This window comes from Micromonospora sp. WMMD1082 (assembly GCF_029626175.1).
In the GTDB taxonomy this organism is placed as follows: Bacteria; Actinomycetota; Actinomycetes; order Mycobacteriales; family Micromonosporaceae; genus Micromonospora.
The window spans coordinates 1,287,306-1,309,093 of sequence record NZ_JARUBM010000002.1; the positions used below are offsets into that span (position 1 = coordinate 1,287,306).

At 69.2% G+C, this 21,788-nt stretch carries 16 protein-coding genes, 1 tRNA gene and 2 pseudogenes; 6 read left to right on the forward strand and 13 right to left on the reverse strand.

All coding sequences use genetic code 11. From position 1 onward, the window contains the following. Window positions 1-22: 22 nt before the first annotated feature. Both O7615_RS06080 and O7615_RS06085 read right to left on the reverse strand, forming a co-directional pair. Window positions 23-466, reverse strand: coding sequence for an SCP2 sterol-binding domain-containing protein (locus O7615_RS06080; RefSeq protein ID WP_278176327.1), 444 nt, complete (start codon window positions 464-466; stop codon window positions 23-25). A 39-nt stretch (window positions 467-505) separates the two neighbouring features. After that, window positions 506-1,321: an AraC family transcriptional regulator gene (locus O7615_RS06085; protein ID WP_278176328.1), complete on the reverse strand. Its 816-nt coding sequence runs from the start codon at window positions 1,319-1,321 to the stop codon at window positions 506-508. 741 nt (window positions 1,322-2,062) lie between these two features. On the opposite strand from O7615_RS06085, the gene O7615_RS06090 reads away from it, so the two are divergent. Then, the gene (locus tag O7615_RS06090) at window positions 2,063-3,607 is read left to right on the forward strand and encodes an NAD(P)-binding domain-containing protein (protein ID WP_278176330.1); all 1,545 of its coding nucleotides are present in this window, start codon (window positions 2,063-2,065) and stop codon (window positions 3,605-3,607) included. On the opposite strand, the gene O7615_RS06095 is transcribed toward O7615_RS06090, so the two are convergent. The 5 genes from O7615_RS06095 to O7615_RS06115 all read right to left on the reverse strand — a co-directional run bounded on the left by O7615_RS06095 (window position 3,591) and on the right by O7615_RS06115 (window position 8,426). Next, on the reverse strand, window positions 3,591-4,190 hold the full coding sequence (locus tag O7615_RS06095; RefSeq protein ID WP_278181991.1) for a nitroreductase family protein: 600 nt from the start codon (window positions 4,188-4,190) through the stop codon (window positions 3,591-3,593). The genes O7615_RS06090 and O7615_RS06095 overlap by 17 nt on opposite strands. A 122-nt stretch (window positions 4,191-4,312) precedes the next feature. Next, complete coding sequence (locus tag O7615_RS06100; protein ID WP_278176331.1) at window positions 4,313-5,449, reverse strand: glutamate--cysteine ligase; 1,137 nt, start codon at window positions 5,447-5,449, stop codon at window positions 4,313-4,315. A gap of 61 nt (window positions 5,450-5,510) precedes the next feature. Beyond that, window positions 5,511-6,644, reverse strand: a complete 1,134-nt coding sequence (locus O7615_RS06105) for a M20 family metallopeptidase (protein WP_278176332.1) — start codon at window positions 6,642-6,644, stop codon at window positions 5,511-5,513. A 138-nt stretch (window positions 6,645-6,782) separates the two neighbouring features. Continuing rightward, window positions 6,783-7,340 carry a carboxymuconolactone decarboxylase family protein gene (locus tag O7615_RS06110; RefSeq protein WP_278176333.1) on the reverse strand — a complete coding sequence of 186 codons (558 nt, stop codon included), beginning with the start codon at window positions 7,338-7,340 and terminating at the stop codon, window positions 6,783-6,785. A gap of 291 nt (window positions 7,341-7,631) precedes the next feature. Further along, the gene (locus O7615_RS06115; RefSeq protein ID WP_278176334.1) at window positions 7,632-8,426 is read right to left on the reverse strand and encodes a hypothetical protein; all 795 of its coding nucleotides are present in this window, start codon (window positions 8,424-8,426) and stop codon (window positions 7,632-7,634) included. Window positions 8,427-8,623: 197 nt separating this feature from the next. Here O7615_RS06115 and O7615_RS06120 point away from each other — a divergent pair, with 197 nt between their 5' ends. After that, the gene (locus O7615_RS06120) at window positions 8,624-11,692 is read left to right on the forward strand and encodes a BTAD domain-containing putative transcriptional regulator (protein WP_278176335.1); all 3,069 of its coding nucleotides are present in this window, start codon (window positions 8,624-8,626) and stop codon (window positions 11,690-11,692) included. 41 nt (window positions 11,693-11,733) lie between these two features. Here O7615_RS06120 and O7615_RS06125 read toward each other — a convergent pair whose 3' ends face one another. Together O7615_RS06125 and O7615_RS06130 are read right to left on the reverse strand one after the other, a co-directional pair. Next, window positions 11,734-12,954 (reverse strand): helix-turn-helix domain-containing protein, encoded by a 1,221-nt coding sequence (locus O7615_RS06125; protein ID WP_278176336.1) that lies wholly within the window; start codon window positions 12,952-12,954, stop codon window positions 11,734-11,736. A gap of 4 nt (window positions 12,955-12,958) precedes the next feature. Next, entirely contained in the window at window positions 12,959-13,129 is a 171-nt protein-coding gene (locus tag O7615_RS06130) for a hypothetical protein (RefSeq protein WP_278176337.1), read from the reverse strand. Between the two features lie 137 nt (window positions 13,130-13,266). Here O7615_RS06130 and O7615_RS06135 point away from each other — a divergent pair, with 137 nt between their 5' ends. Continuing rightward, on the forward strand, window positions 13,267-14,028 hold the full coding sequence (locus O7615_RS06135; protein ID WP_278176338.1) for an XRE family transcriptional regulator: 762 nt from the start codon (window positions 13,267-13,269) through the stop codon (window positions 14,026-14,028). 310 nt (window positions 14,029-14,338) lie between these two features. Here O7615_RS06135 and O7615_RS06140 read toward each other — a convergent pair. After that, window positions 14,339-14,410: transfer RNA gene (locus tag O7615_RS06140), tRNA-OTHER, on the reverse strand. A 345-nt stretch (window positions 14,411-14,755) separates the two neighbouring features. Between O7615_RS06140 and O7615_RS06145 the strand changes: the two genes are divergently transcribed. Next, the gene (locus O7615_RS06145; protein WP_278176339.1) at window positions 14,756-15,628 is read left to right on the forward strand and encodes a hypothetical protein; all 873 of its coding nucleotides are present in this window, start codon (window positions 14,756-14,758) and stop codon (window positions 15,626-15,628) included. 63 nt (window positions 15,629-15,691) lie between these two features. Here the strand turns inward: O7615_RS06145 and O7615_RS06150 are convergent, their stop codons facing one another. After that, entirely contained in the window at window positions 15,692-16,162 is a 471-nt protein-coding gene (locus O7615_RS06150) for a hypothetical protein (RefSeq protein ID WP_278176340.1), read from the reverse strand. A 50-nt stretch (window positions 16,163-16,212) separates the two neighbouring features. On the opposite strand from O7615_RS06150, the gene O7615_RS06155 reads away from it, so the two are divergent. Beyond that, window positions 16,213-17,514 (forward strand): IS256 family transposase, encoded by a 1,302-nt coding sequence (locus O7615_RS06155; protein ID WP_278176341.1) that lies wholly within the window; start codon window positions 16,213-16,215, stop codon window positions 17,512-17,514. 69 nt (window positions 17,515-17,583) lie between these two features. On the opposite strand, the gene O7615_RS06160 is transcribed toward O7615_RS06155, so the two are convergent. After that, entirely contained in the window at window positions 17,584-19,092 is a 1,509-nt protein-coding gene (locus O7615_RS06160; RefSeq protein ID WP_278176342.1) for an ISL3 family transposase, read from the reverse strand. A gap of 423 nt (window positions 19,093-19,515) precedes the next feature. Here O7615_RS06160 and O7615_RS06165 point away from each other — a divergent pair. After that, a pseudogene (locus O7615_RS06165) lies at window positions 19,516-19,831 on the forward strand (IS1634 family transposase); the annotation flags it as partial. Window positions 19,832-19,970: 139 nt separating this feature from the next. Here O7615_RS06165 and O7615_RS06170 read toward each other — a convergent pair. Continuing rightward, window positions 19,971-21,212: pseudogene (locus tag O7615_RS06170) on the reverse strand (IS701 family transposase). Between the last annotated feature and the right edge of the window lie 576 nt (window positions 21,213-21,788).

Here is a 21,788-nt window from a genome sequence, read left to right on the forward strand (position 1 = left end):
TCGGGCCCCGGCCGAGAACCGTTCAGGGCTTGGGCACCTCGAACAGACCAGGAAACTTGTTCACGAGCGCGAGATTCCCGCGCGCCCGCAGGCGGCCGCGCAGAAACAGCATCCGCGCGTCCGCGTTGCCGGTCGTCATCTTCACGAAGTCGACCCCGTCGATGCGGAGGACGAGCCGGGGCTTGCGCTCCGGCCGCCCGGACACGACGCACCGGCCGTCGGCGATCCGCAGCTCGAACACGTCGTCCGCGCCGTCCGCACGACCGGTGACCCGCCAGTGCACCACCGCGTCCAGGGTTCCGGCCCGGTCGGCCCGAAACACGTCCGGCATCCCGCGCACGAGTCCATCGAGAACGGCGGTCCGTCGGTGGCCGGTGAGCATCTCCGTCAACTCCGCGTCCGATGCGGCCTTCACCTGCCGGGCGAAGACCATTCGGTCCTCGCCCGGATCAACCGTGATCGCCATCGACCACTCCCTTCGGTTCGCTGACAAACCCCGGCCGCATCAGGCCGCGGCACCCTCACCCAGGTACGGCGAGCGCCCTGCCTGCTCCGCCTGCTGCGTGGCCCGGGCGTACGTTCGCACGTCGAGTAGAGCCAGCAGCACCGGCGGATCCAGCGCGCCCATCGGACGCAGCACCAGGTCGGCGGAGATGACCGAGTTCGACCGGACCAGCACCGGCCCGTGACTCGCCACCGACACCGGGCGGTCGGGGCAGGCGCAGTCCGCGACCGGGTGCGCCGCGTGCCGGCCGACCGACTGGGCGAGCAGATACCACGTGCCGAGCGGTACCGAGCTGAAGCTGACCCGCCCGGGACGATCCAGCACGGCGCAGCGCACCGGTGGCCCCTCGGGGATCGGCCCGGGGAAGAGGCCCGCGAAGATGGGCGCGTCGCCGTCCGGCCCAACGGTGTGCAGACCGAAGGTGAGCCGCGCGTTGGACGGAGACCCGGCACGGGCCCCGGCGTCGACGTGGATCGCCGGCGCGAAGCCGGCGCGACGCCGGTACGCCGTCGGGGACATCCCCACGCTGCGGCTGAAGCGGCTGCTGAACGTGCCGACACTGTTGTAGCCGACCTCCACGCTGATGTCGGCCACGTTCATGCCGGTGGAGACGAGCAGATGCTTCGCCTGCTGCAGGCGCAGAGCCGACAGGAAGCGTCCGGGCGAGATGCCGGTTACGCGCTGGAAGAGGCGGGTGAAGTGGAACTTGCTGAACATGGCGGCCTTGGCCAGGTCGTCCACGGTCAGCGGCTCCCCCAAGCGATCCCGCATGACCTCGATGGTGCGTAGCACGGCCCGTTCGGCAGCGTCTGCCATGACAAATGACACCTCCGATTCCCACCAGCGGTAATCCACCCAAACCGCCCGAAGCGTTACGCAGTTTGCTGCAAGCAATTTACTTTTACAAATTGCTCACGGTGCCAAGAATAGCCGGGCAGAAGATGCGCGGGCAACACGTCGACCGCGCTCCGCAATATCGAAGTAAACAATGGATACCCGCACTTCTCGCTTTCCGTACATCCAGGACGGCGGTTGCGCGGGCCCAAGGTCGGGCTCCGGACAGCGGTCCAACACGCCGCTGGCCAGGAAAAACTGCCCCACCGGCGCGCTCGCCGGCCGGCCCTGCGGTGCGGGACGGTCGAGATCGACCCGCAATTGCACGTGGGCACCTCCGTGCAGGCCGGAACGGACACCAGGAAACTATTCCACGCTGACAATCGGTCACGGCTGCGCCGTGCATCAACTTGCGAATTGCGCGACCTGGCCGCCGGCACGGCAATAATGAAGATGCATGCCCGACCGGCGGCTGGCAGGGTGTAGAGAAATCGGTGGCCAGTCACACAATGGTGGGCGGCCGTCCTCCTGCACCCGCGACGGGCGGCCGACGTACACCTCCGAATCACGGCCTGGTCGCCGTCGGCGCCGTCGCGGCGGGCGTCCCCCGCCGCGACGGGCCGCGCGCCGTCGACGCGTCGAGATGATGGCCCGCCACGCATTGACACCCCTCAGCGCTCCCCTGCATGGTCGGTAGATCCGTCTCCGTGTGGAAGGGCCACGATGGTCGACAGCGAGCACACCTACGTCATCGTCGGAGCCGGCCCTGCCGGGCTTCAGCTGAGTTACTACCTCCAGCAGCAGGGCGCCGACTACGTGACCCTCGAACGCGGCGATGGGCCGGGCTCGTTCTTCCGGCGTTTCCCGCGGCACCGCCGGCTCATCTCGCTGAACAAGGTGCACACCGACAGCACCGATCCCGAGATCCGCCTGCGGTGGGACTGGAACTCCCTGCTCAACGACTCCCCGGACCTGCTGTTCCCGAAGTTCAGCGACGAGTACCTTCCCGCAGCGGATGACCTGGTGCGATACCTCGCCGAGTTCCAGCGGGTGCACCAGCTCAACGTCCGGTACGGCACGACGGTCGACCGGATCGCCCGAGCCGGCGACGGCTTCACGATCACCACCGACCGGGGTACGCTGCGCGCCCGCTGTCTCGTCGTCGCCACCGGCTGGGGTCGGCCCTTCGTTCCGGCGATCAAGGGCATCGAACACGCCACCGGCTACGAGGAGATCGATCTGGACCCGCAGGCGTACGCCGGCAAGCGGGTGCTCATCATCGGCAAGGGCAACTCGGCGTTCGAGACCGCGTCGGCGATCCTCGGGAAGGCGTCGATGGTGCACCTTGCCAGCCGGCAACCGCTTCGGCTGGCGTGGAACACCAAGCACCCCGGCGACGTCCGCGGCCAGTACGGCGCGATCCTGGACAGCTACCAGTTCAAGACGCTGCACTCGGTGCTCGACTGCACCATCGACGAGATCCGCCCCGTCGACGGACGGTTCCAGGTGTCGATCACCTATACCCATGCGGACGGGGAGACGGCCCTACTCGACTACCACGCGGTGCTGCGGTGTACCGGCTTCCGGATGGACACGTCCCTGTTCGACGAGACGTGTCGACCCGACATGGTGCGCGACGGCCGGATGCCCGGGCTGCGTCCCGACTGGCAGTCGGCCAACGTCGACGACCTGTACTTCGCCGGCACGATCGCCCAGGACCGCGACGTCAAGCACGCATCGTCGCCGTTCATCGACGGCTTCCGCTACAACCTGCGCACGTTCACCCGGATCCTGCGGGAGCGGTACGACGACGTGCCGCTGCCGTCCACGACGACGCCGGCCGACGCCGCGTCCCTGGCCAAGTTGATGCTCGACCGGGTCAACTGGAGCTCGGCGCTGTGGACCCAGTTCGAGTACCTCTGCGACGTCTTCGTCCGCGACGACGCCACCGGCGACTTCCACCACTACGAGGACCTGCCGGAAGACTACGCGGTCGAGCGCTTCGCGGACGCCCCGCACTGGTACACGCTCGCGCTGCGGTGGGGTCGCGACGACTACGGCGACGTCTTCGCCATCGAGCGTCACCCGACCCCCGATCGGGCCAGGGAGAGCGCCTTCATCCATCCGGTCATCCGCCGATACCACGGACCGCACCTGCGTGCCGAGCTGCATCTGCTGGAAGACCTGCTCGCCGAGTGGCGCCGCCCGGACCGGCACGTCGAGCCGCTGGTCGACTTCCTGGCCCAAGACCTCACCGACGCACCATGATCTCGTCCAGCGTCTTACGGGTCAGGTCGGGGACCCGGGCATCGGGTGCCGGGTAGCCCACCGGCATCACCACGTACGGGCGCTCCTCCGGAGGGCGCTCGCACACCTCGTTGAGGAAACGCATCGGGCTCGGTGTGTGCGTCAGCGTGACCAGGCCGGCGTGGTGCAGCGCGGAGATCAGCAGGCCGACCGCGATGCCGACCGACTCCTTGACGTAGTAGGGCTTCGGGCTGTGCGGTCCCTGGTGCACCTCGAAGACGACGATGACGGCTGGTGCGGTCTCCAGGAACGGCTTGTGCCAGTCGGTACCGAGTGCGGAGATGGCATCCAGCCACTCCGTTGAGGCGCGGCGGTGGTAGAACGTGCGTTCCTCGGCCTCCGCCGCCTCGCGCAGGCGGCGCTTGCGGGCCGGGTCGGTCAACACGACAAACCGCCACGGCTGCACGTTGGCACCGCTGGGCGCGGTCGACGCGGCTCTGATCGCGGCCTCGATCACCCCGTCGGGCAGCGGATCGGCGGCGAAGTCCCGCACCGAACGCCGCCGCGCCATCCGTTCCGCGAACCCCTCCGCCTCGCGCACCATGTCCGCCGGCGGCCTGCGGTCGTACCGGATCGGAATCGTCGGTAGTGGAACCGTGTCGGTCATCTGTCGCCTCCCGGCCGGGGTCCGTGTCACCAGCATCACGGAGGCCGGGCGTGCCGTCGTTACGCCAGCGTGCCGTCTTCGGCCACGGGCACCCCGGGCGCGGTCCGGGTGGCGAGTTCGTCGACCACGTCACCGAGGCACCCGCGACGGGCCGCGGCCGCCCGCTGCCGGGCCGCGCCGTCGCCCTCCTCGGCCAGCCGGGCCAGCCAGCCCTCGACCCGGCCGAGGTCACCCGTCTCCGCCAGCACCGGTCGGGCGACCTCGACCAGTCGCCCGGCGAGCACCGCGGCGGGTAGCACCGTGCCGCTGACGGTGTCGACACCGTGGCCGCCCATCCCGTCGCGGGCCGCCCGCCAGTACGCGAGCCGCATGACCTCCGAGGCGAGCTTCGGTCCTGCGTCGCCCCGGTCGACCGCCTCGCCGGCGACAGTCACCAGTGCGCGCACCAGGGCTGCGAGGGCAGCCGACTCCCCCGCGGTGACGGGCACGTCCGCAACCCGCACCTCGATCGTCGGCTTGTGCTCGGACAGCCGGAGATCCCAGAAGACGGTGCCACGATCGACCAATGCGCCCGCGTCGAGCAACGCATCCACGCGGGCGTCGTACTCCCGCGCGGAGGTCAGGAACGGCGGCGGGCCGGCGACCGGCCAGCGCTGCCAGGTGATGGTGCGCCAGCTCGCGTAGCCGGTGTCCCGCTCCGACCAGTACGGCGAGTTCGCCGTGAGCGCCAACAGCACCGGCAGGTACTGGCGCAGGTGGTTGCAGATCAGCACGGCGCGGTCCCGGTCGTGCTCCGCCACGTGGACGTGGACGGCGCAGATGGCGATGTCGTCATGCAGCCCACGGAACGTCGCGGTGCCGCGGTCCTGACGCGGGCCTTCGGTGATCGGCGGCGGCACCGCCCGGCCGAGGACTGGCGAGCCGCTCGCGATCACCCGCAGGCCCGCCGACAACGCGGCGGCCTGTATCGCGGCACGCCCCTCGGTCAGCTGTGTGGACAGGTCCGCCAGGCGGAGGCAGGGCTCGGTACGGGTCTCGACCTGCAACTTGGTGATCTCACCGCCCACCCGGGCGCCCAGTGCCCGCCGCGCCCGCTCGACCACGGTGGCTGCCTCGGGGACGACCTCGCCACGGCCGGCGTCAACGACGAGGAACTCCTCCTCGACCCCGAGCAGGGGGATTGATGATTCCGGCACCTGTCCCACAGTCACCCGCCTCGGCCCCTCGCCGCCGGCCGGTCGCCGACAGTGTGAAACCCTACGGGGCCGAGCTTGCCGCCGGAGACCCGACACGCTCCATGATGGACAGCTGGCTGACGATCCCGGCCAGCAGTGCGGTCCGCTCCGGCATGCGGTCGAGTTCGACGTACTCCTCGGGGGTGTGCGCGCCGCCGCCGACCGCGCCCAGGCCATCCAGGGTCGGCACGCCCAGGGCGGCGGTGAAGTTGCCGTCGGACGCGCCGGCCGCGTGTGCGCCGGCCAGGGTCGGGATGCCGAGCTGCTCCGCGACCCGCTGGGCGACTTCCAGCAGGGGCTGGGCGAGTGTCGGGGACATCGGGTAGCGGTTGACACCACCCTCCACGGCCAGCGTCGCGTCGGGAAGGACCGGCACCAGACCACGGATGGCCCGGTCGACGCGGTCGAGTTCGGCACCGGTCCAGGCCCGGACGTCCACGGCCACGCTGGCCCGCTCGGGCACCGTGTTGGTCGTGGTGCCGGCGGAGAGCAGGGTCGGTGTGACGGAGGTGCCGGTACGCGCCGCCGAATCGAGCGCCCGTAGCGTGAGGACCTGGTGGGCGACCTCGACCGTGGCGTTGACCCCGCGGTGCGGTTCGGTGCCCGCGTGGGCGGCCCGGCCGCGCACGGTGAGGCGGTACACCGAGCCACCCTTCCTGGCCACCTTCACACTGCCGTCCGGGGTGGCCGCCTCGCCGACGAGAACCGCGCCGGAGCGCCGTGCCTCGCGCTCGATCAACGGTCGGGACGTGCCGGACCCGGTCTCCTCGTCGCAGGTGAGCAGCAGGCCGACCGCCGAGGTGTCCTCGATCAGACGCAGCGCCGTGAGCATCTGCACGATGCCGCCCTTCATGTCGCACACACCAGGCCCCGTCGCGATGCCGTTGCGCACCTGGAAGGGGCGGGATCGGGTGGTGCCGACCGGGAAGACGGTGTCGAAGTGGCCCAGGAGCAGCACCCGCTGACGGGCCGCCGGCCACAGCAGGTGCGGCAGCCCGTCGATCACGACACGCTGGGCGGGTCGGCCCATCGCCTCCTCTCCCCACCCGGCGAGCAGATCGGCGCAGGACTCCAGATGAGGCAGCGAGCCCGGCGCCGACTCGGACGCCACGAGAACGGCGAGCCGATCCACCATCTCCGTCCGGAGTTGTCGCACCGCGTGGAGCAGGGCGCATGGGTCCATTGATCCCCCAGCGTGACGAGGCGAAGGGCCTGAGCGGGTGTGGCCCATCGACCATGTCAGGGGGCTGAAATCCGGTCATCCTCACGCGTGCTCAGGCGATCGGCGCGCTGCTCAGCTGGGCGATGACGCGGCACCGTAGCCGAACTCGACGATCCGGCGGGCCGACTCGACGTAGGCGTCCTGCCCCTCGGGGGCGAAGGTGCCGAGCCCGTCAACGTACCGGTTGTACATGCAGAAGGCGGCGGCGATCAGGACGGTGTCGTGGATCTCCAGGTCGCTGGCGCCGGTCGCGCGGGCGGCGTCGACCATCTCGGCGGTGACGCTACGACCGCCGGCCTGCACCGCAGCGGCGATACGCAGCAGCGCCCGCAGTTTGGCGGAGATCGGCGCGGCGTCGGGGTCGGCGCGTACCTGGTCGACCAGGGGCATGCCCTCGTCGAGCTGCGCCGCGGCGAAGGCCGAATGCGACGCGCAGCAGAACCTGCACTCGTTCAGCCCGGAAACGTACGCCGCGATCAGCTCACGCTCACCGGCCGGGAGCGAGTGCGGACCGCGCAGCAGCACCTCGGCCAGTTCGTTGAGGGGTTTGGCGGTCTCCGGACGGTACCGCATCGGCCCGGAGATGCCGGGGAACTGCTTCTCGTCGATACCCAGATCGATATGCGCCATGGCCTCAGACCTCCAGTCGTCCGGTGCCGCCGGGCAGACGTGGCCGCTCACGGACAGGCTGCGGCACCAACGACGATTGAACACGCCCCGCAGGATCCGAAGTTCTTCATTCGTGCGCTCTGCCCACCTGACGTGGTCGGCCATCGACAGGCGTTGCCGCGGTCGCCAGCGGAAAGCGGGCACCGGACGGCACCGTCGGCAGTGGTGGGCGGGTCCGACGCGGCATGGCCGCCGCGCCGAACCCGGCACAAGCTCGCGCGCCGGGAGCCCAACGTGACCGTGCGCGGGCGGTCAGCCCGTGTACCGGCCGTTGCGGGTGTCGCCCCAGGCGCCGTCGTAGAGCACCTTGCGGTAGCGGTGCACCGAGCCCTTCTTCACGCTCTGCCAGTGCCAGGACGGCACCTGGTAGTCATGGTGCTTCTTGTAGTTGCCGGCCTGCCGGTAGTAGATGCGGTGCCGGGCGGCGTCGCCGCCGCAGTTGGCCAGGTAACTGTGCGAGTACATGGCCATCCCGCCGAAGCTGGACGAGTAGTAGGCCCGTTCCGGGTGGTACACCGAACTCGGTTGGGGATACCCGGGCAGTTCCAACCAGTGGTAGGAGTTCCAGTACAGGTCCCAGCAGGTCGTGATGGCCGCCGTGGCCGGACCACCCCGTGGCACGGCAAGGTCGTCGGCGACGACCGGGGCCGGCACGATGGTCCGGCCGGCCAGCTCGGGCGGGGTCGGCGTGCCCGGCGCGGGCTCCGCGAGCAACTCACGCGGGACCGGCACGGACTTCGGCGTGATGCTCAGGTACGCGGCCAGCATGCCGAGCCGGTCGTCGACCAGCGGCGCGTTGCGCTCGACCTGGCCGTCCTCCCGCAGGCCCCAGTCACCGGACTCCTCGTCCCGGGCGAACACCACCCGCACCCCGTTCTGATAGCTCAGCCGCGCCAGCTCGATCTCGCGGTCGACCGGCTCGTCGCTCTGGACCCTCGGCTTCGGCTCGTCGGCGGCACTCGCCGCGCCTGCCGACGCCGTGACCAGCGTCGTCGGCAGGACGACCAGTACGGCGAGCAGCGCGCGTCCCGGTAGCAGTCTTCTCATGACACCTCCTCGTGGTGATCGATGACCGCGGTGCTCAGCCCGCAGACCTGGCCATCGTCGGCGGCGCAGCTCAAGGCGTTGTCAAGGTGGCGTCAATTCCGCCGGCCCGTGCTGTCGCAACGGCGACGCTGACGTACGCCCCGCCCCCGGCAGGGGGCCCAATGGAGGTGGACCAGCTTCGACCCGGAAGGCATCGGATGGCCGTGGCGGAGGATCGGGTGCTGAACCGGCGGTGCACCTTCGTCGTCGCCGCCGCCGGTTACGGCAAGACGCTCACCGTACGCGGTTGGCTGCGCGACCGCGTGGCCCGCTGGTGTGCCGGCGCCGAGGCCGTCGACCTGACGACCGATCACCCGGAACGGCTCGCCGCGCTCGGTGCCCGTTGGGTCGCGGAGCTGCCCGCCGACGGACCGGGCTGGATCGTCCTGGACGACGTGCCACGGCTGTCCCACCCCCAGTCGCAGACGCTGCTGGCGACGGTGGAACTGCTCCCCCGACGGCTCAGGGTGGTGGTGCTGACCCGGTATCCGCCGGCACCGGCCCCGCGACGGCAGGCAGGGCTACTGGTCGAGCACGCCGCGGCGGAGCTGGCGTTCTCGCCCGAACAGGTGATGACGGTCCTCGCCGACCACGGGCTGGCCGACCCGACGCTCGCGACCCGGATCCACGCCCACACCGCCGGCTGGCCGGCGCTGGTCGCCCTGGCCGCCCGGGCAGCCGGTGCCGGTAACGCGGACGGGCAGGAGTGGGCCGGTCCGGGCACGCCGTTGGAGTCGTACCTGCTGCGGGAGGTGTTCGCCGAGTTGCCGGCGCAGGTGTGCCGGCTGTTGCGGGACGCCGCGCATCTCGATCCGGTCCACGCCGACCTGTGCCAGATCCTCGGGCACCGACGAGGCGAACGGCTGCTCGCCCAGTGGGCCCGCGCCGGCCTGCTCCGCCCCCTGACGGCGGACGGGCAGGAATACCGCGTGGTGCCGGTCGTCGCCGAGGTCGCCCGTCGCTGCCTCCCGTTGTCCGCCGCGGAGCTGACCCGCCTGCACGCGCGGGTGGCACCGTGGTATGTCGAGCACGGGTGCCCGGTGCCAGCCCTGCGGTCGTACGCACGGCTCGGTGCCGCCAGAGCCACGGCACAACTGCTCGCCGACCACGGTGCCGGCATGCTCGTCTCGGGCGGGGCAGAGGAGATCGTCACGGCGTTCCGGTCCCTGCCCGAGCAGGCCCGCTCCGCCGACCTGCGGCTGCTCTACGGCGAGGCGCTACAGGTCCGCGGCGACTTCGATGCCTCGATCGCCGAGTACGCGACGCTGGCCGGTCGGCGGGAGTGCCTCACCGCCGGTCTCGCCTGGCGGTACGGCCTGGTGCACTACCTGCGCGGCAAGCCCCGGTGCGCCGCCGACATCTTCCGGCGGAGGCGACTCGATGCCCATCCGTCCATCGACAACGTGCGGCTCCTGTCGTGGAGCGCGGCGGCGTACTGGATGACCGGCGACGCCACCGCGTGCCGGGACAGTGCCCGACGGGCGCTGGCGGCGGCGATGGCGGTGGGCGGAGACGACGCGCTGGCCGCAGCGCACGCCGCGCTGGCTCTGGAGGCCAAACTGCGCGGTGATCGGCCGGCCACCGACGAGCACCACGACAAGGCACTGCGGGCCGCCGAGGCCGCGCGGGACACCGTTCAGGTGACCCGCATCCGCACCAACCGGGCGTCCGCCCTGGTCGGCGAGAGTCGCTACCTCGAAGCGCTGGCCGAGTTGCGGCCCGCGGTGGAACTGGCGTACGCCAACGGGTACGTCGCGATGCTCGCCCTGGCGCTGTGCAACGAGGGCGCCGCGTTCTTCCGCCTGGGTCGGCTGGACGAGGCGACGGCGTGCTACGAGCGGGCGATACCGATCCTGCAACGGATGGGGTCCCAGAACGTCGCGTACGCCCTGGTGGGCGTCGGTGAGATCCATGCGCTGCGCGGTCGCACCACGCTGGCTCGGGCGGCGTACGAGGAGGCGCTGCGGGCCAGCGAGACGGCCGCCGACCTGCAGGCCCAGGTACCGGCGCTCGCGGGCCTGGCCCGGGTGCTGGCCGGCGAGGACGCCGCCACGGCAACGGCCCTGGCCCAGCGCGCGGTCGAGCGGGAACGCGGCCCGGACTCGGCGACCGCCCGGCTCGCGCTCGGCTGGGTGGTCCTGGAGACCGGGGACCGGCTGCGGGCGGCCGAGGTCGCGGCGATGGCGTCCGAGGCGGCCCGGCGGCACCGCGACCGCGCCGCGTTGGCGGAGGCGTTGGAGCTTCGCGGGGCTGCGGCCACCGGCACCGACGACACCCGCCGCGCGTGGCGGGAGGCGGTGGCGATCCTGCGCGACATCCGGTCGCCGGTGGCGGCGGACCGGCTGACGGTGTTGCTGGGGCGGATGTCGGGGGCGGACCCCGCGGAGCGTCTCGCCGCCCAACTGGCTGCCGAGCGGTTGGTCCTGGTCGAGGTGCCGGCGCCGACCGTCAGCCGGTCGGACGACGTGGCCCGGGTCAGGATCCACACGCTCGGCCGGTTCGCGCTCTTCGTGGACGGTGCGCAGGTCCCGACGGTGGCCTGGCAGTCGCGCAAGGCCCGAGATCTGCTGCGGATCCTCGCGAGCCGGCGCGGTCGCGCGACGCCCCGGGAACAGCTCGGTGAGTTGCTCTGGCCGGGTCAGGATCCCGGCCGGGTCAGCCACCGGCTGTCCGTGGCCCTGTCCACCCTGCGTACGGTTCTCGACCCCGGGCGCCGTGCCTCGACCGACCACTTCGTCGTCGCCGCGCACGCCAGTCTGGCGCTCGACGTCAGCCACGTCGAACTCGACGTCGAGGACTTCCTCACCGAGTCCACCCACGGCCTCCGGCTCGCCGAGCAGGGTGACACCGACGGTGCGCGGGCCACGCTTCTTCTCGCCGAACGGCGTTACCGGGGCGACTTCCTGGAGGACGAACCGTACGACGACTGGTCGCGGTCGACCCGCGACGACGTACGGCGGGTCTATCTGCGGGTGGTGCGCACGCTGGCGGCGCTGGCCCGCGGTGCGCACGAGGTCGACGAGGCCGTTCGCCACCTCGGCCGGGCACTCGATCTGGAGCCCTACGACGAGGGTGTGCACGGCGAGTTCATCCGGACCCTGGTGGCGGCGGGCCGCCACGGCGAGGCGGGCGAGGCGTACCGGCGCTACACCGAGGCGATGTCGACGATCGGCGTACGGGCGCAGGCCCGGCGCGACCTCTGCGGCACCGCCACCGGCCCGACCTGAGCACGGCCCTGCACCGGTCTGGCGCTTTGACCGGCGGACGCTCAGGCAGACAAATGATCAAGGACGCGTTCCCGATCATCCGAGAACCCGCCCCTTGACCTGCTGCTCCGTGGTGGAGCTGTGGTGGCGCGCGGGTCGCGGGCAACCTCGGCAAGGACATCCCGGGCAACGGGCCGGTACATGATCTCGGCCGGTGCGGTGCGCTCGGCCTCGGTCAGTACGCGGGCGGCGTTGCCCGCATCGCCAGCGTGCAGGTAGGCGCGTGCGACGTCGAGCAGGTGCGCAGCGCGGTGTTCGGCGGGCAGCCCACGCCAACCGAGCCGTTTGGTGGCCTTCTCGTGCCAGACGATCGCATCACGAGCGTCGCCGGCTTCGGCGGCTATGGCGGTGCGGGCCAGGTCGACGGCGGTGGGCCCGAAACCGGTGCGGTGATGGTCGTACCCGTCGCCGACCCGCTCCGCCATGCCCGCTGCCTCGTCGATCAGCTCGCTGGCGGTGGCCTCGTTCCCGTCCTGTGCCGCCGCCAGGGCGGCCTGGATGAGCAGGGTTCCGCACAGGGACAACTGCGCCGGCGTGCCGTGCTCGATCACGGGCGGGGCGATCCGATACGCGGCGCTGAGCATCACCGACTTCGCTTCCCGCGCCCGTCCGAGCGCGCGCAGCACCTGCCCGAGTTGCACGGCTGCGGCGGCCACCAGGTTCCGGTCGCCGGTGGCGGCGAGCATTGCCCGGTCAACGGCTAACCACGCCAGCTCGGCGTCTCCGAGTTTGACCAGCAGAGCGGCGATGATCCGGTACGCCTCCACGAGCGGCACCCGGCCCGAGCCCGGATCGATAGCATGGGTGCGCTGCGCGTTGGTGAGCAGGTCCGGTGCCAGGTCGACCAGCTGCGGGTAGCGGGCGTACTGGAACGTCGTCCACGCATACCCCACATCCCGCAGCATCCGGTCCACCGGCAACACCTGGCGAACCACTGGCTTGCCCAACGGGATGTCGTACCGGGACAGCGCCGCCCTGATCCGGTCGACGCCGTCGCCGCGTTTCGTGGCCTGGGTCGCCTCGACGTCCCGACCGACCAGAGCGGCGGTATCGATGCGGAGTACGCGGGCGATCTCCTGGAGCGTGGACAGCTTGTCCAACGACCGAACGCCGCGCTCGACCTTGTCGACCCAGCTCTTCGACTTGCCGAGCCTGTCGGCGAACACCTGCTGCGACAGCTTCCGTCGGCCCCGCCAGTACGCTACCCGCCGTCCGACTGGCATCAGCTCAACGCTGCCCACCACGCCACCGCCGATCCGGTGTGGCCCGGCTGTTCTCCTCCACGGGGATCCGGTCGGCCTCCGCCTCGGCGAGAAGCCGCCGCTTGGCCGCATCTCGCTCGGCCGCCTGGATTTGCTCGCCCCGGCTAACCGCCGGCTCGTCACCCTTACCGGGCATCCCCACCTCCGCCAGTAGTACGCGGCGGCGCGCCGACCGTCGCAGGTCCACAGTGACGTCGGGATGTCACCTGCCGCGACGGCACAAGAACCGACAATTAGGCCACATAGGCGGCGACATTAAGGCGACATGGCGCTATGGTGGCGGTCATGACCGCCCCCAACACCGCCCTACGCGCCGTCCGCACCGGAATGCGCATGAGCCAGGACGACTTCGCTCGCGCGCTCCAGGCCGCCGGCCACCGCGTCGGCGAGCCCAACGACGCCAACAAGAGACTCGTCCAGCGATGGGAGTCCGGCGCGATCGCTGCGCCGCGCCCTGTCTACGCTCGCGCGCTGGAAGTCGTCACCGGGCTACCCATCTCGCTACTGGGCTTCGCTGCGGTGCCCGGCGGCCACGTCGCCGATGACGAACGTGGGGGCCATGACCTGACGTCTCCCGTCTCCAGCCTGGCCACGCCGGCGCCGGCGACCAAGCCCAGCACGGCCCACCGGTCGTACGAAGGCGTGTGGCTCAGCCGCTACCAGTACCACTCGAGCGGCCGGGGAGACTCCTTCGCCGGACAACACTTCGTCGTGATGCTTCAGCACGGGGACCGACTAACTGCGCGTAGCCTGCCCGGATCGGCGTCGTCGTCGCTCTCGCTGGACCTGACCGTGGACGGTGCCGTCGTCACCGGCACCTGGGTCGAGCAGACCGACCCCACCGGCTACTACCGGGGCGCCAGATATCACGGGGCGATCCAACTCATCGCCGAGCCCACCGGCCGACGGATGGCCGGAAAGTGGATCGGCTTCGGCAAGGACATGGACGTGAACACCGGCCCGTGGGAGCTTGTCTTCCGGGACGCATCGACCTCGAAGGCGACGCTCGATCGCTACACCACGCCCGCGACATAGCGCTGCTGCCCGCCTGGTCCGGTTGCTGTCGGCGTTGCTGTTGACGCAATGGGGCATCCGCTTCTGCAAAGGAGGCCCGGATAGCCTCCGAACGTGCGGTACATCAGCCTGTGCCGTCGGTGCTTGTCCTCCGAGCCCTACGAACTGGGCCGCACGGTTCACGAAGAGCAGGGGTTGATCTACCTCACGATGCACTCCACACCGCTGCCCGGATTAGCTCGCGCCCAGCCCCAACACCCCTCCGATCGACGGCTGCTATGCAAGATCGAAAAAGGCCGTCTCCCTCCAGGGAAACGGCCTTTGAACTGGGTGGAGCTGAGGGGATTTGAACCCCTGACCCCCTCTTACCGACAGTGACAACCCCGAACTTGTCATCAGTCCCCAGAACTGGGCATTGAGCTGTGCAAACGCCAGCAGCTGATGATCGGCGTCTGTCACTGATGGTCAACGTCGGGAAGGGATTTTCGGGGGGTAAACGGGGGGCCATCGCGCCAGGGCGGATCGGTTGCGTCACGGCCGTTCGGGTTCAGCGCGGCAGATGCTTGTCGCGGCCGGCCAGGCAAAGATCAACGGTCACATCCTGATGCCGTGCCCCGCTCCGCCGGAGGGCTGGTGGCTGGATGGGTGGTAGCCCGCTACGAAGCGCCGTCGTCGATGCAAGGACGGGCGCGAGTGGGTGCATACTCGGCGGTGCCGTTTCGTCTTGGCGAGGAGAGGGGTGCCGTAGGTGGAGTTTCGCAAGGCAAAGCCGGTCAGCCTGCGGGGTAACCAGCAGTTCTCGGAGAAGTGGCTACAAGGTTTGATCGCCGAGGACCCGAGCCTGCTCGGGTTGGGCGACCTGGTGTTGATGCAGGCGGAGCGGCGGCAACCGCGGGCAGGCCGGCTGGACCTGCTCCTCGTGGACCCGGACGAGCCCACCCGATACGAGGTGGAGATCCAGCTCGGTCCCACCGACGAGGCGCACATCATCCGCACCATCGAGTACTGGGACATCGAGCGGTCCCGGTACCCGCAGTACGAGCACGTCGCGGTGCTGGTCGCCGAGGACATCACCAGCCGGTTCCTGAACGTGATCAGCCTGTTCAACCGGGCCATCCCGCTTGTTGCCATTCAAATGCGTGCCCTCAACGTGGGCGGGACGCTGACGTTGAGTGCCACGACCGTACTGGACGTCACCCGGTTGGGCACGGATGAAGAAGACGAGCCAGGGCAGGCGACCGACCGGTCGTACTGGGTGCAACGCAGCTCGTCGGCGTCGGTATCGATCGCAGACGAGGTGCTGGCGCTGGTCAACACCATCACGCCCGGTATGCAGCTGAAGTACAACAAGCACTACATCGGTCTGGCCCGCGATGGCATCGCCGACAACTTCGTGCAAGTGCGACCGCGGCGCAGTCACGCGGTGTTGGAGATCCGGCTGCCACGCAGCGACGAGACCAGCGCCCTGTTGGATGCTTCCGGCCTCGACGTGTTGTCGTACGCGACGCGGTGGGGCCGGTACCGGATGAGCGTCAACTCGGCCCACATCGCCGCGCACCAGCGCCTGCTACTCGACCTGATCCGGCAAGCGGCCGGAACCCCAGCGCCGGACAACGACTGACGCCGTACACAAACGCTGCCTCCTTCGGCTGACCCTGGGCTGCCGCCGGCCGGGCCTACCGATTCAATCTCTGGGGATCGCGCCTGTCTCGATGGCGTCGAACTTGCGACGCAGCGCCCGTAGATCACTTTGAGTGACGTCGCTGGATGTGGCGACGGAGACTTGGCCGTAGATCCGCGGCCAGTGGTCGACGATCCGCTCCTGCAGGTCGCCCGTCGTCTCGATGACCATCAGCCGCTCAAGGACCGACAGCGTGTGCCGAAGATAGGCCATCCACGTAACCAGGTCGCTCGTCTCCAGTTCGTGCGCCGCCTCGAACTGATCCATCGCGTCGTCGTAGTACGCCGACAGCAGGGTCTCGTCGCTACGCGCCGCCTTGGCTAGCAGCACGACGCCGAGCGTGGTGAGACTGTACGAGTCCCTGACCAGGGTGACCGCGCGACGGGCGTACGACTCCGCCCGAGACAGCAATTCCGGCCGCAGCTCGCCCTCGTGCCGACTCATGATCGCCCGCTGCTCCCAGAAACGGTTCACGAGGGACTGTAAGACGAACGGTGTAACTCCTGATCAAGGAGGAGCACCTGATGTCTGATGGATCGATGGCCGCCGTGGATACTGCCGCGGTGGTGAAGAACGGGCCGGGACAACCGGCGGAGGGTCTCGACGGGGAACTCGTCGCCCAGATCGTGGAGCAGGCCCGTGCGGCGGGTCTGCAGCTGACCGGCGACGGTGGTCTGCTGCAGCAGCTCACGAAGCGAGTCCTGGAATCAGCGCTCGAGGGCGAAATCACCGATCACCTGGGCTATGACAAGGGCGACCCGGCGGGCAAGAACGGCGGGAACTCCCGCAACGGTGTGCGGGCCAAGACGGTGCTCACCGATGTCGGACCGGTCGAGATTGACGTGCCGCGCGACCGGGAGGGGTCGTTCGCTCCGCAGATCGTCCGCAAGCGGCAGCGTCGGTTGTCCGGCGTGGACGACATGGTCATCTCGCTGTCCGCCAAGGGCCTGACCACCGGGGAGATCCAGGCCCACCTCGCCGAGGTCTACGGCGCCGACGTGTCACGGCAGACGATCTCGACGATCACCGACAAGGTCGTCGAGGGCATGACCGAGTGGCAGAACCGGCCCTTGGACCCGGTCTACCCGGTGATCTTCCTCGACGCGGTGCACGTGAAGATCCGCGACGGGAAGGTCGCCAACCGGCCCATCTACCTGGCCCTGGCCGTCACCGTCGAGGGCACCCGGGACATCCTCGGGCTGTGGGCCGGTGACGGCGGTGAGGGCGCCAAGTTCTGGCTGCAGGTCCTCACCAAGCTGAAGAACCGCGGCGTCGCGGACGCGTGCATGGTCGTCTGTGACGGGCTCAAAGGGCTGCCCGACGCGATCGGCGAGGTGTGGCCCGAAGCGGTGGTGCAGACCTGCGTGATCCATCTGCTGAGGGCGTCGTTCCGGTATGCCGGCCGGCAGCACTGGGACGCCATCGCGAAAGCTCTGCGGCCGGTCTACACCGCGCCGACCGAGCCGGCTGCCCGAGCCCGGTTCGCCGAGTTCACCGAGGCCTGGGGCGGGAAATATCCGGCGATCGTGCGGCTGTGGGAGCAGGCGTGGGCCGAGTTCGTGCCGTTCCTGGCCTTCGACGCCGAGATCCGCACCGTCGTCTGTTCCACCAACGCCATCGAGAGCGTCAACGCCCGCATTCGCCGCGCCGTCCGCGCCCGCGGCCACTTCCCCAACGAGGCCGCCGCGCTGAAATGCGTCTACCTCGCCGTGATGAGCCTCGACCCCACCGGGCAGGGCCGCCGGCGGTGGACGATCCGCTGGAAACCAGCCCTCAACGCCTTCGACATCGCCTTCGAAGGACGCCTGTCCGCAGGCCGCAAGTAGACGTCAACAACCCGAGTTACACCGTTCGTTTGGCTCTGTCTCACATTCGGTGGTGACGGAGGGTGCCGGTTAGCCGAGCAGGATTCGGTGTCGTAGAAGGTCGAACCCGGCGCGTCCGTACATTTGCCGCTTGATCAATTTGGTTTTGGTGTTGACGCCTTCGGTGCCGCCGTTGTGGAAGGGGGTTGTCAGGGCGGCGTTGACGGCGTCGCGGTCCAGGCCGAGGCCGCGGGTGAAGGTGTGTAGGTGGGGCAGGTCCGTTGTTGTGACCTCGGTGATCCATGTGTCGAGACGGTGGTCGTTGCCGGCTGCGGGTGTGAGGAGGCTGGCGAACGAGCCGATGAAGCCGGTCAGCGTGGTCATCTCCGGGCAGGCGGCGGTGAGGGCGTCGACGAGCGACCGTTGGTGGTCTGTGAGCTGATCGGGTGGGGTCAGGAGGTAGCGGGTGAGGCGTCGGGGTGACAGGGCTGGGCGGTCGGCTTCGACGCGGCCTTGGGTGATGTAGCGGTAGAGCAGGTTGAGGCTGCCGGTGTAGCCCAGTTCCCTGATCTCGGCGAGGAGTTGGGTGGCGCCGACGGCGGGGTCCTGTTGGCGGCGTTGGCGTAGGTGGGCGCGGTAGGGGTCGACGAGGGTGGGCCGGTACTGGGGTGCGCGGACCAGACGTTCGGGTTGGCTGATGCGGGCGTAGCGTTTGATGGTGTTGAGGCCGAGGTTGAGGCGGCGGGCGCATTCGAGTAGGCCGACGCCCTTGTCGAGCAGATCGTGGACCTGCTGCCACCGCTGCCGGGTGGTCACGGCCCGGATGCCGTCCTGGGGCGGTAGGCCGGTGGTGGCCCAGCACGTGCTGTGTGCGGTGACTTCTTTGCGGACGGCTTCGGCGAGGTTGTGCCACAGGTGCCAGCGATCGGCGACCTGCACCGCCTGGGGTAGGGCGCGGCGGACCGCTTCGGCGTAGGCGCCGGAGGAGTCCCGGCACACTATCTCGACACCGGGATGCTCACACAGCCACGTCTCCAACGTGTGGGCCTTGCGGTCGGGCAGCACATCGATGCGCTCACGGGTGACCGCGTCGATCAGGACGGTGGCGTAACGGCGACGACGACACAACGCGAAGTCGTCGACCCCGAGCACGCGGGGCACCCGCCGCTGCGGCAACGGAATACGCAGCAGCGCCCGCAGGGCAGTGTGCCGGGACATGACGACCATCGCCAGGACCGACATCAGGCGAGCACCGGCCCGGCCGGCCAGCTGACGCACGACCGCAGCCACCTGCGAAATCAACCGGGACGTGCGACGCTGGTAACGCTCCAGAACTCCCGGAAGCTGCTCCCGGAACGTGCGACGGCAGCCCTGCGTCGGGCACACCAGACGGCGCACTCGTACCCGCAGCACCACCGGCCGGGCATCGACCGGCACATCCGCCAGAGTCCGCTGGTGATACCCGTGCACCCGGCCCGTCACCACCTTGCAGCCCGGACACGCCACCGTCGCTTCAGGAGTCCGAGCCCGCACCAGAATCCGCTCGCCCTCGTCCGTGACGTCATCGATCACCAGCGGGGACAACCCCGAGAACACCATCTTCGTCAGATCATCGATCTTGCACACATGACCTCAACGACATCGATTACCTTCGGTCACCACCGAATGTGAGACAGAGCCGTTCGTTTGACAGACCCCTTCACCCGAAGCTGCTGGACAGCTTGTCGTACCAAGGTTCCAGGTCGGAGCTAGAGACGACGCTGCGGAGGTTTGTACTTCACGAACGAGCCGACTAGCAGGCTGTGGGCGTTGCGTTCGCGCTGGCTCTTCCGGCCGAGGCCCCTGGCAATCCGCACCATGCCCTGACTTGGCTCACGATCATGGATCCCGAGCGGGCTCGTTGCGCTGACCTGCGGGTTCTTGGCTCCTCGTGAGCGGATCTACGCACTAATTCTGGGGTCGTAGGGTGGGCTGATGTCTCCGTATGTGCGCACGGTGAGGACCGTGTCTGGCGCGAGGGCGGTGCAGATCGTGTACTCCTCGCGGCGAGGGTCGCGCGACATCAAGCACATCGGGTCGACGCACGACGATGCTCGAGCTGGAGGTGTTGAGGGCGGTCGCTCGGCAGCGTTTGTCCGCGGGCCAGGGCGAGTTGGACCTAGGCCTGGAGCGCTCTGAGCCCGCCCAGCGGAGTGCGGGTGGTCCATTGCCGATCACGTCATCGCGAATGGGTCACCTGTGGGACGCTCTCACGCACGCCTACCAGGTGCTCGGGTTCGAGCACGCCGCGGGCTCAGACGACGTGTTCCGGCAGCTCGTGTTGGCCCGGATCATCGATACGTGCCTAGTAGTGCTTTGTCATGATCGTGGCTGGTGTGGACGTTTTCGTCTGGTGGGGAAGCGGGTTTTGCAGGTGGGGCACGCGCCGTTCAGCCTGGTCAGGAGGGCTTGTAGTTCGCGGAGTAGGGCGTAGAGGGTCAGGCCGGCGCGGGGGCTTTTGGGTCGAGGCGTTGCAGGGTGCAGAAGGCGTGGGCGGCGGAGACGAGGGTGACGTGGTGGTGCCAGCCTTGCCAGGTGCGGCCTTCGTAGTGGTCGAGGCCGAGTCCGGTTTTCAGTTCGCGGTAGTCGTGTTCGATGCGCCAGCGGAGTTTCGCCCATCGGATGAGGGTGCGTTTCGGTGTGGTGGCGGGCAGGTTCGACAGCCAGTACTTGGTGGGTTCGTCGCGGTCGGGTGGCCATTCGGCGATCAGCCACGCTTCGGGTAGGTCCTGATCGCGGTGGGCGGCGAGCAGGGTCCGTCCGGCTGGACGGACCCGCAGGAACACGAACCGGGAGTGCATCTTCACCGGCGCGGGTGCGCGAACCATGACGCCAGGACACCGGCTGGGCTGCGGCCGCGCCGTGGCACAGGACCAGATCTTTGACCGAGGTCGCCGGCTCCGGTATCGGAGTGTCGGTCGCCGGCCTGTCCACGCCGCCGGTGGCGCGGTCCGTGCCGCTTCCTGCCGTTGAACGCCGATCGTGGTGGCCACCTGCACCACATAGGACAAGCCACGCTCCGTCAGGCCGTGGCGGAACTCGCCGCTGTCGCCGTATCCGGCGTCCGCCACGATCACCGGCGGCGTCAGCCCTCACCCGATCACCTCGTCGATCATGTCCAACCCGAGGCGCCACTTCTCCCGATGCCCGACCTCGTCACGGATCTGCGACCGCGCACGCCGCGCATCGACATCAGCCGCAGCGGCCGGCGAGGCGGGGTCCCACGACTCAGGCAGGAACAACCGCCAGTCCACCGGACACGACGCGGTATCAGTGACCAGGTTCAGACTCACCCCGATCTGACAGTTGGTGACCTTGCCCGCCGTACCGGTGTACTGCCGGGCCACACCCGGCGACGCCGCGCCGCACTTGAGCCAACCGGTGTCATCCAAAGCCCACGCCGCCGGCCCGATCGCCTCATTCATCCGCACCGCCAGCCGCCGCCGCACCGGCACCACGTCCCACGGACTGTTCGTCACGAAATGGTTCAACGCCTGATCATGCACACCCGGCAGACGACCCGCCATCGGCTGGATCGACTTACGCCGCCCGTCCACTATCAACCCACGCACGTACTGCCCAGCCCGGTCCTGCCACCCGGCGCGAGTCAACGACCCGAACACCTCACCGGTGAACTCGGCCAGACCGTCACCCACACGCTCTACTTCCCGAACATCCACACCGGAGCCAACGACTCAACCCACCAACAATCATCGAAATATACCAAAAAGTGACAAAGCACTACTAGCATTTGACAGCAACCGTGACAGCAACTGGAGCGAACGACCACTACCGTCAGCGCATCGGGCAGCGCTACCAACACGCTCGTAGTGGCTACGTCGCACCATAACCAAACGGCTTTCGCCCTGCACCGTCCTCGGCATTAGGCGAAACGATCACACGACACAAGCCGACTCAAGAAGTCTTCAAAGGATACAGCTAGACGCCTGACTACTCGGTCTTCGTCGATGTACGCAACGGCGGGGTCACCCTCATCACCGGACGCCGAATAGTCAAGCATGACCGCATCATGGCCGGCCGACGGCATGTCACAAATAACGACTCCAATCTCCGGATAACCCCACTCTGCAATCATATCGGCGCTACCCAGGCCAGACGTGGAATCAATTCCCCACTCGCCACCTATTCCACGAATCGCGCTAATCTGAATGTGATCAGGAGCCCAAGACGTACTGAAGTCGGTCGGATAGCAACGGCGCCGAGGGACCCCCCCGTTGCGCTGAAGCAGCAGCTTA

Excerpts from the sequence above, each read along its gene's own strand:
- O7615_RS06080 (WP_278176327.1), bottom strand. The coding sequence starts at position 466 with ATGGCGATCACGGTTGATCCGGGCGAGGACCGAATGGTCTTCGCCCGG.
- O7615_RS06085 (WP_278176328.1), bottom strand. The coding sequence starts at position 1,321 with ATGGCAGACGCTGCCGAACGGGCCGTGCTACGCACCATCGAGGTCATG.
- O7615_RS06090 (WP_278176330.1), top strand. The coding sequence starts at position 2,063 with ATGGTCGACAGCGAGCACACCTACGTCATCGTCGGAGCCGGCCCTGCC.
- O7615_RS06095 (WP_278181991.1), bottom strand. The coding sequence starts at position 4,190 with ATGGTGCGCGAGGCGGAGGGGTTCGCGGAACGGATGGCGCGGCGGCGT.
- O7615_RS06110 (WP_278176333.1), bottom strand. The coding sequence starts at position 7,340 with ATGGCGCATATCGATCTGGGTATCGACGAGAAGCAGTTCCCCGGCATC.
- O7615_RS06115 (WP_278176334.1), bottom strand. The coding sequence starts at position 8,426 with ATGAGAAGACTGCTACCGGGACGCGCGCTGCTCGCCGTACTGGTCGTC.
- O7615_RS06120 (WP_278176335.1), top strand. The coding sequence starts at position 8,624 with ATGGCCGTGGCGGAGGATCGGGTGCTGAACCGGCGGTGCACCTTCGTC.
- O7615_RS06125 (WP_278176336.1), bottom strand. The coding sequence starts at position 12,954 with ATGCCAGTCGGACGGCGGGTAGCGTACTGGCGGGGCCGACGGAAGCTG.
- O7615_RS06130 (WP_278176337.1), bottom strand. The coding sequence starts at position 13,129 with ATGCCCGGTAAGGGTGACGAGCCGGCGGTTAGCCGGGGCGAGCAAATC.
- O7615_RS06135 (WP_278176338.1), top strand. The coding sequence starts at position 13,267 with ATGGTGGCGGTCATGACCGCCCCCAACACCGCCCTACGCGCCGTCCGC.
- O7615_RS06155 (WP_278176341.1), top strand. The coding sequence starts at position 16,213 with ATGTCTGATGGATCGATGGCCGCCGTGGATACTGCCGCGGTGGTGAAG.
- O7615_RS06160 (WP_278176342.1), bottom strand. The coding sequence starts at position 19,092 with ATGGTGTTCTCGGGGTTGTCCCCGCTGGTGATCGATGACGTCACGGAC.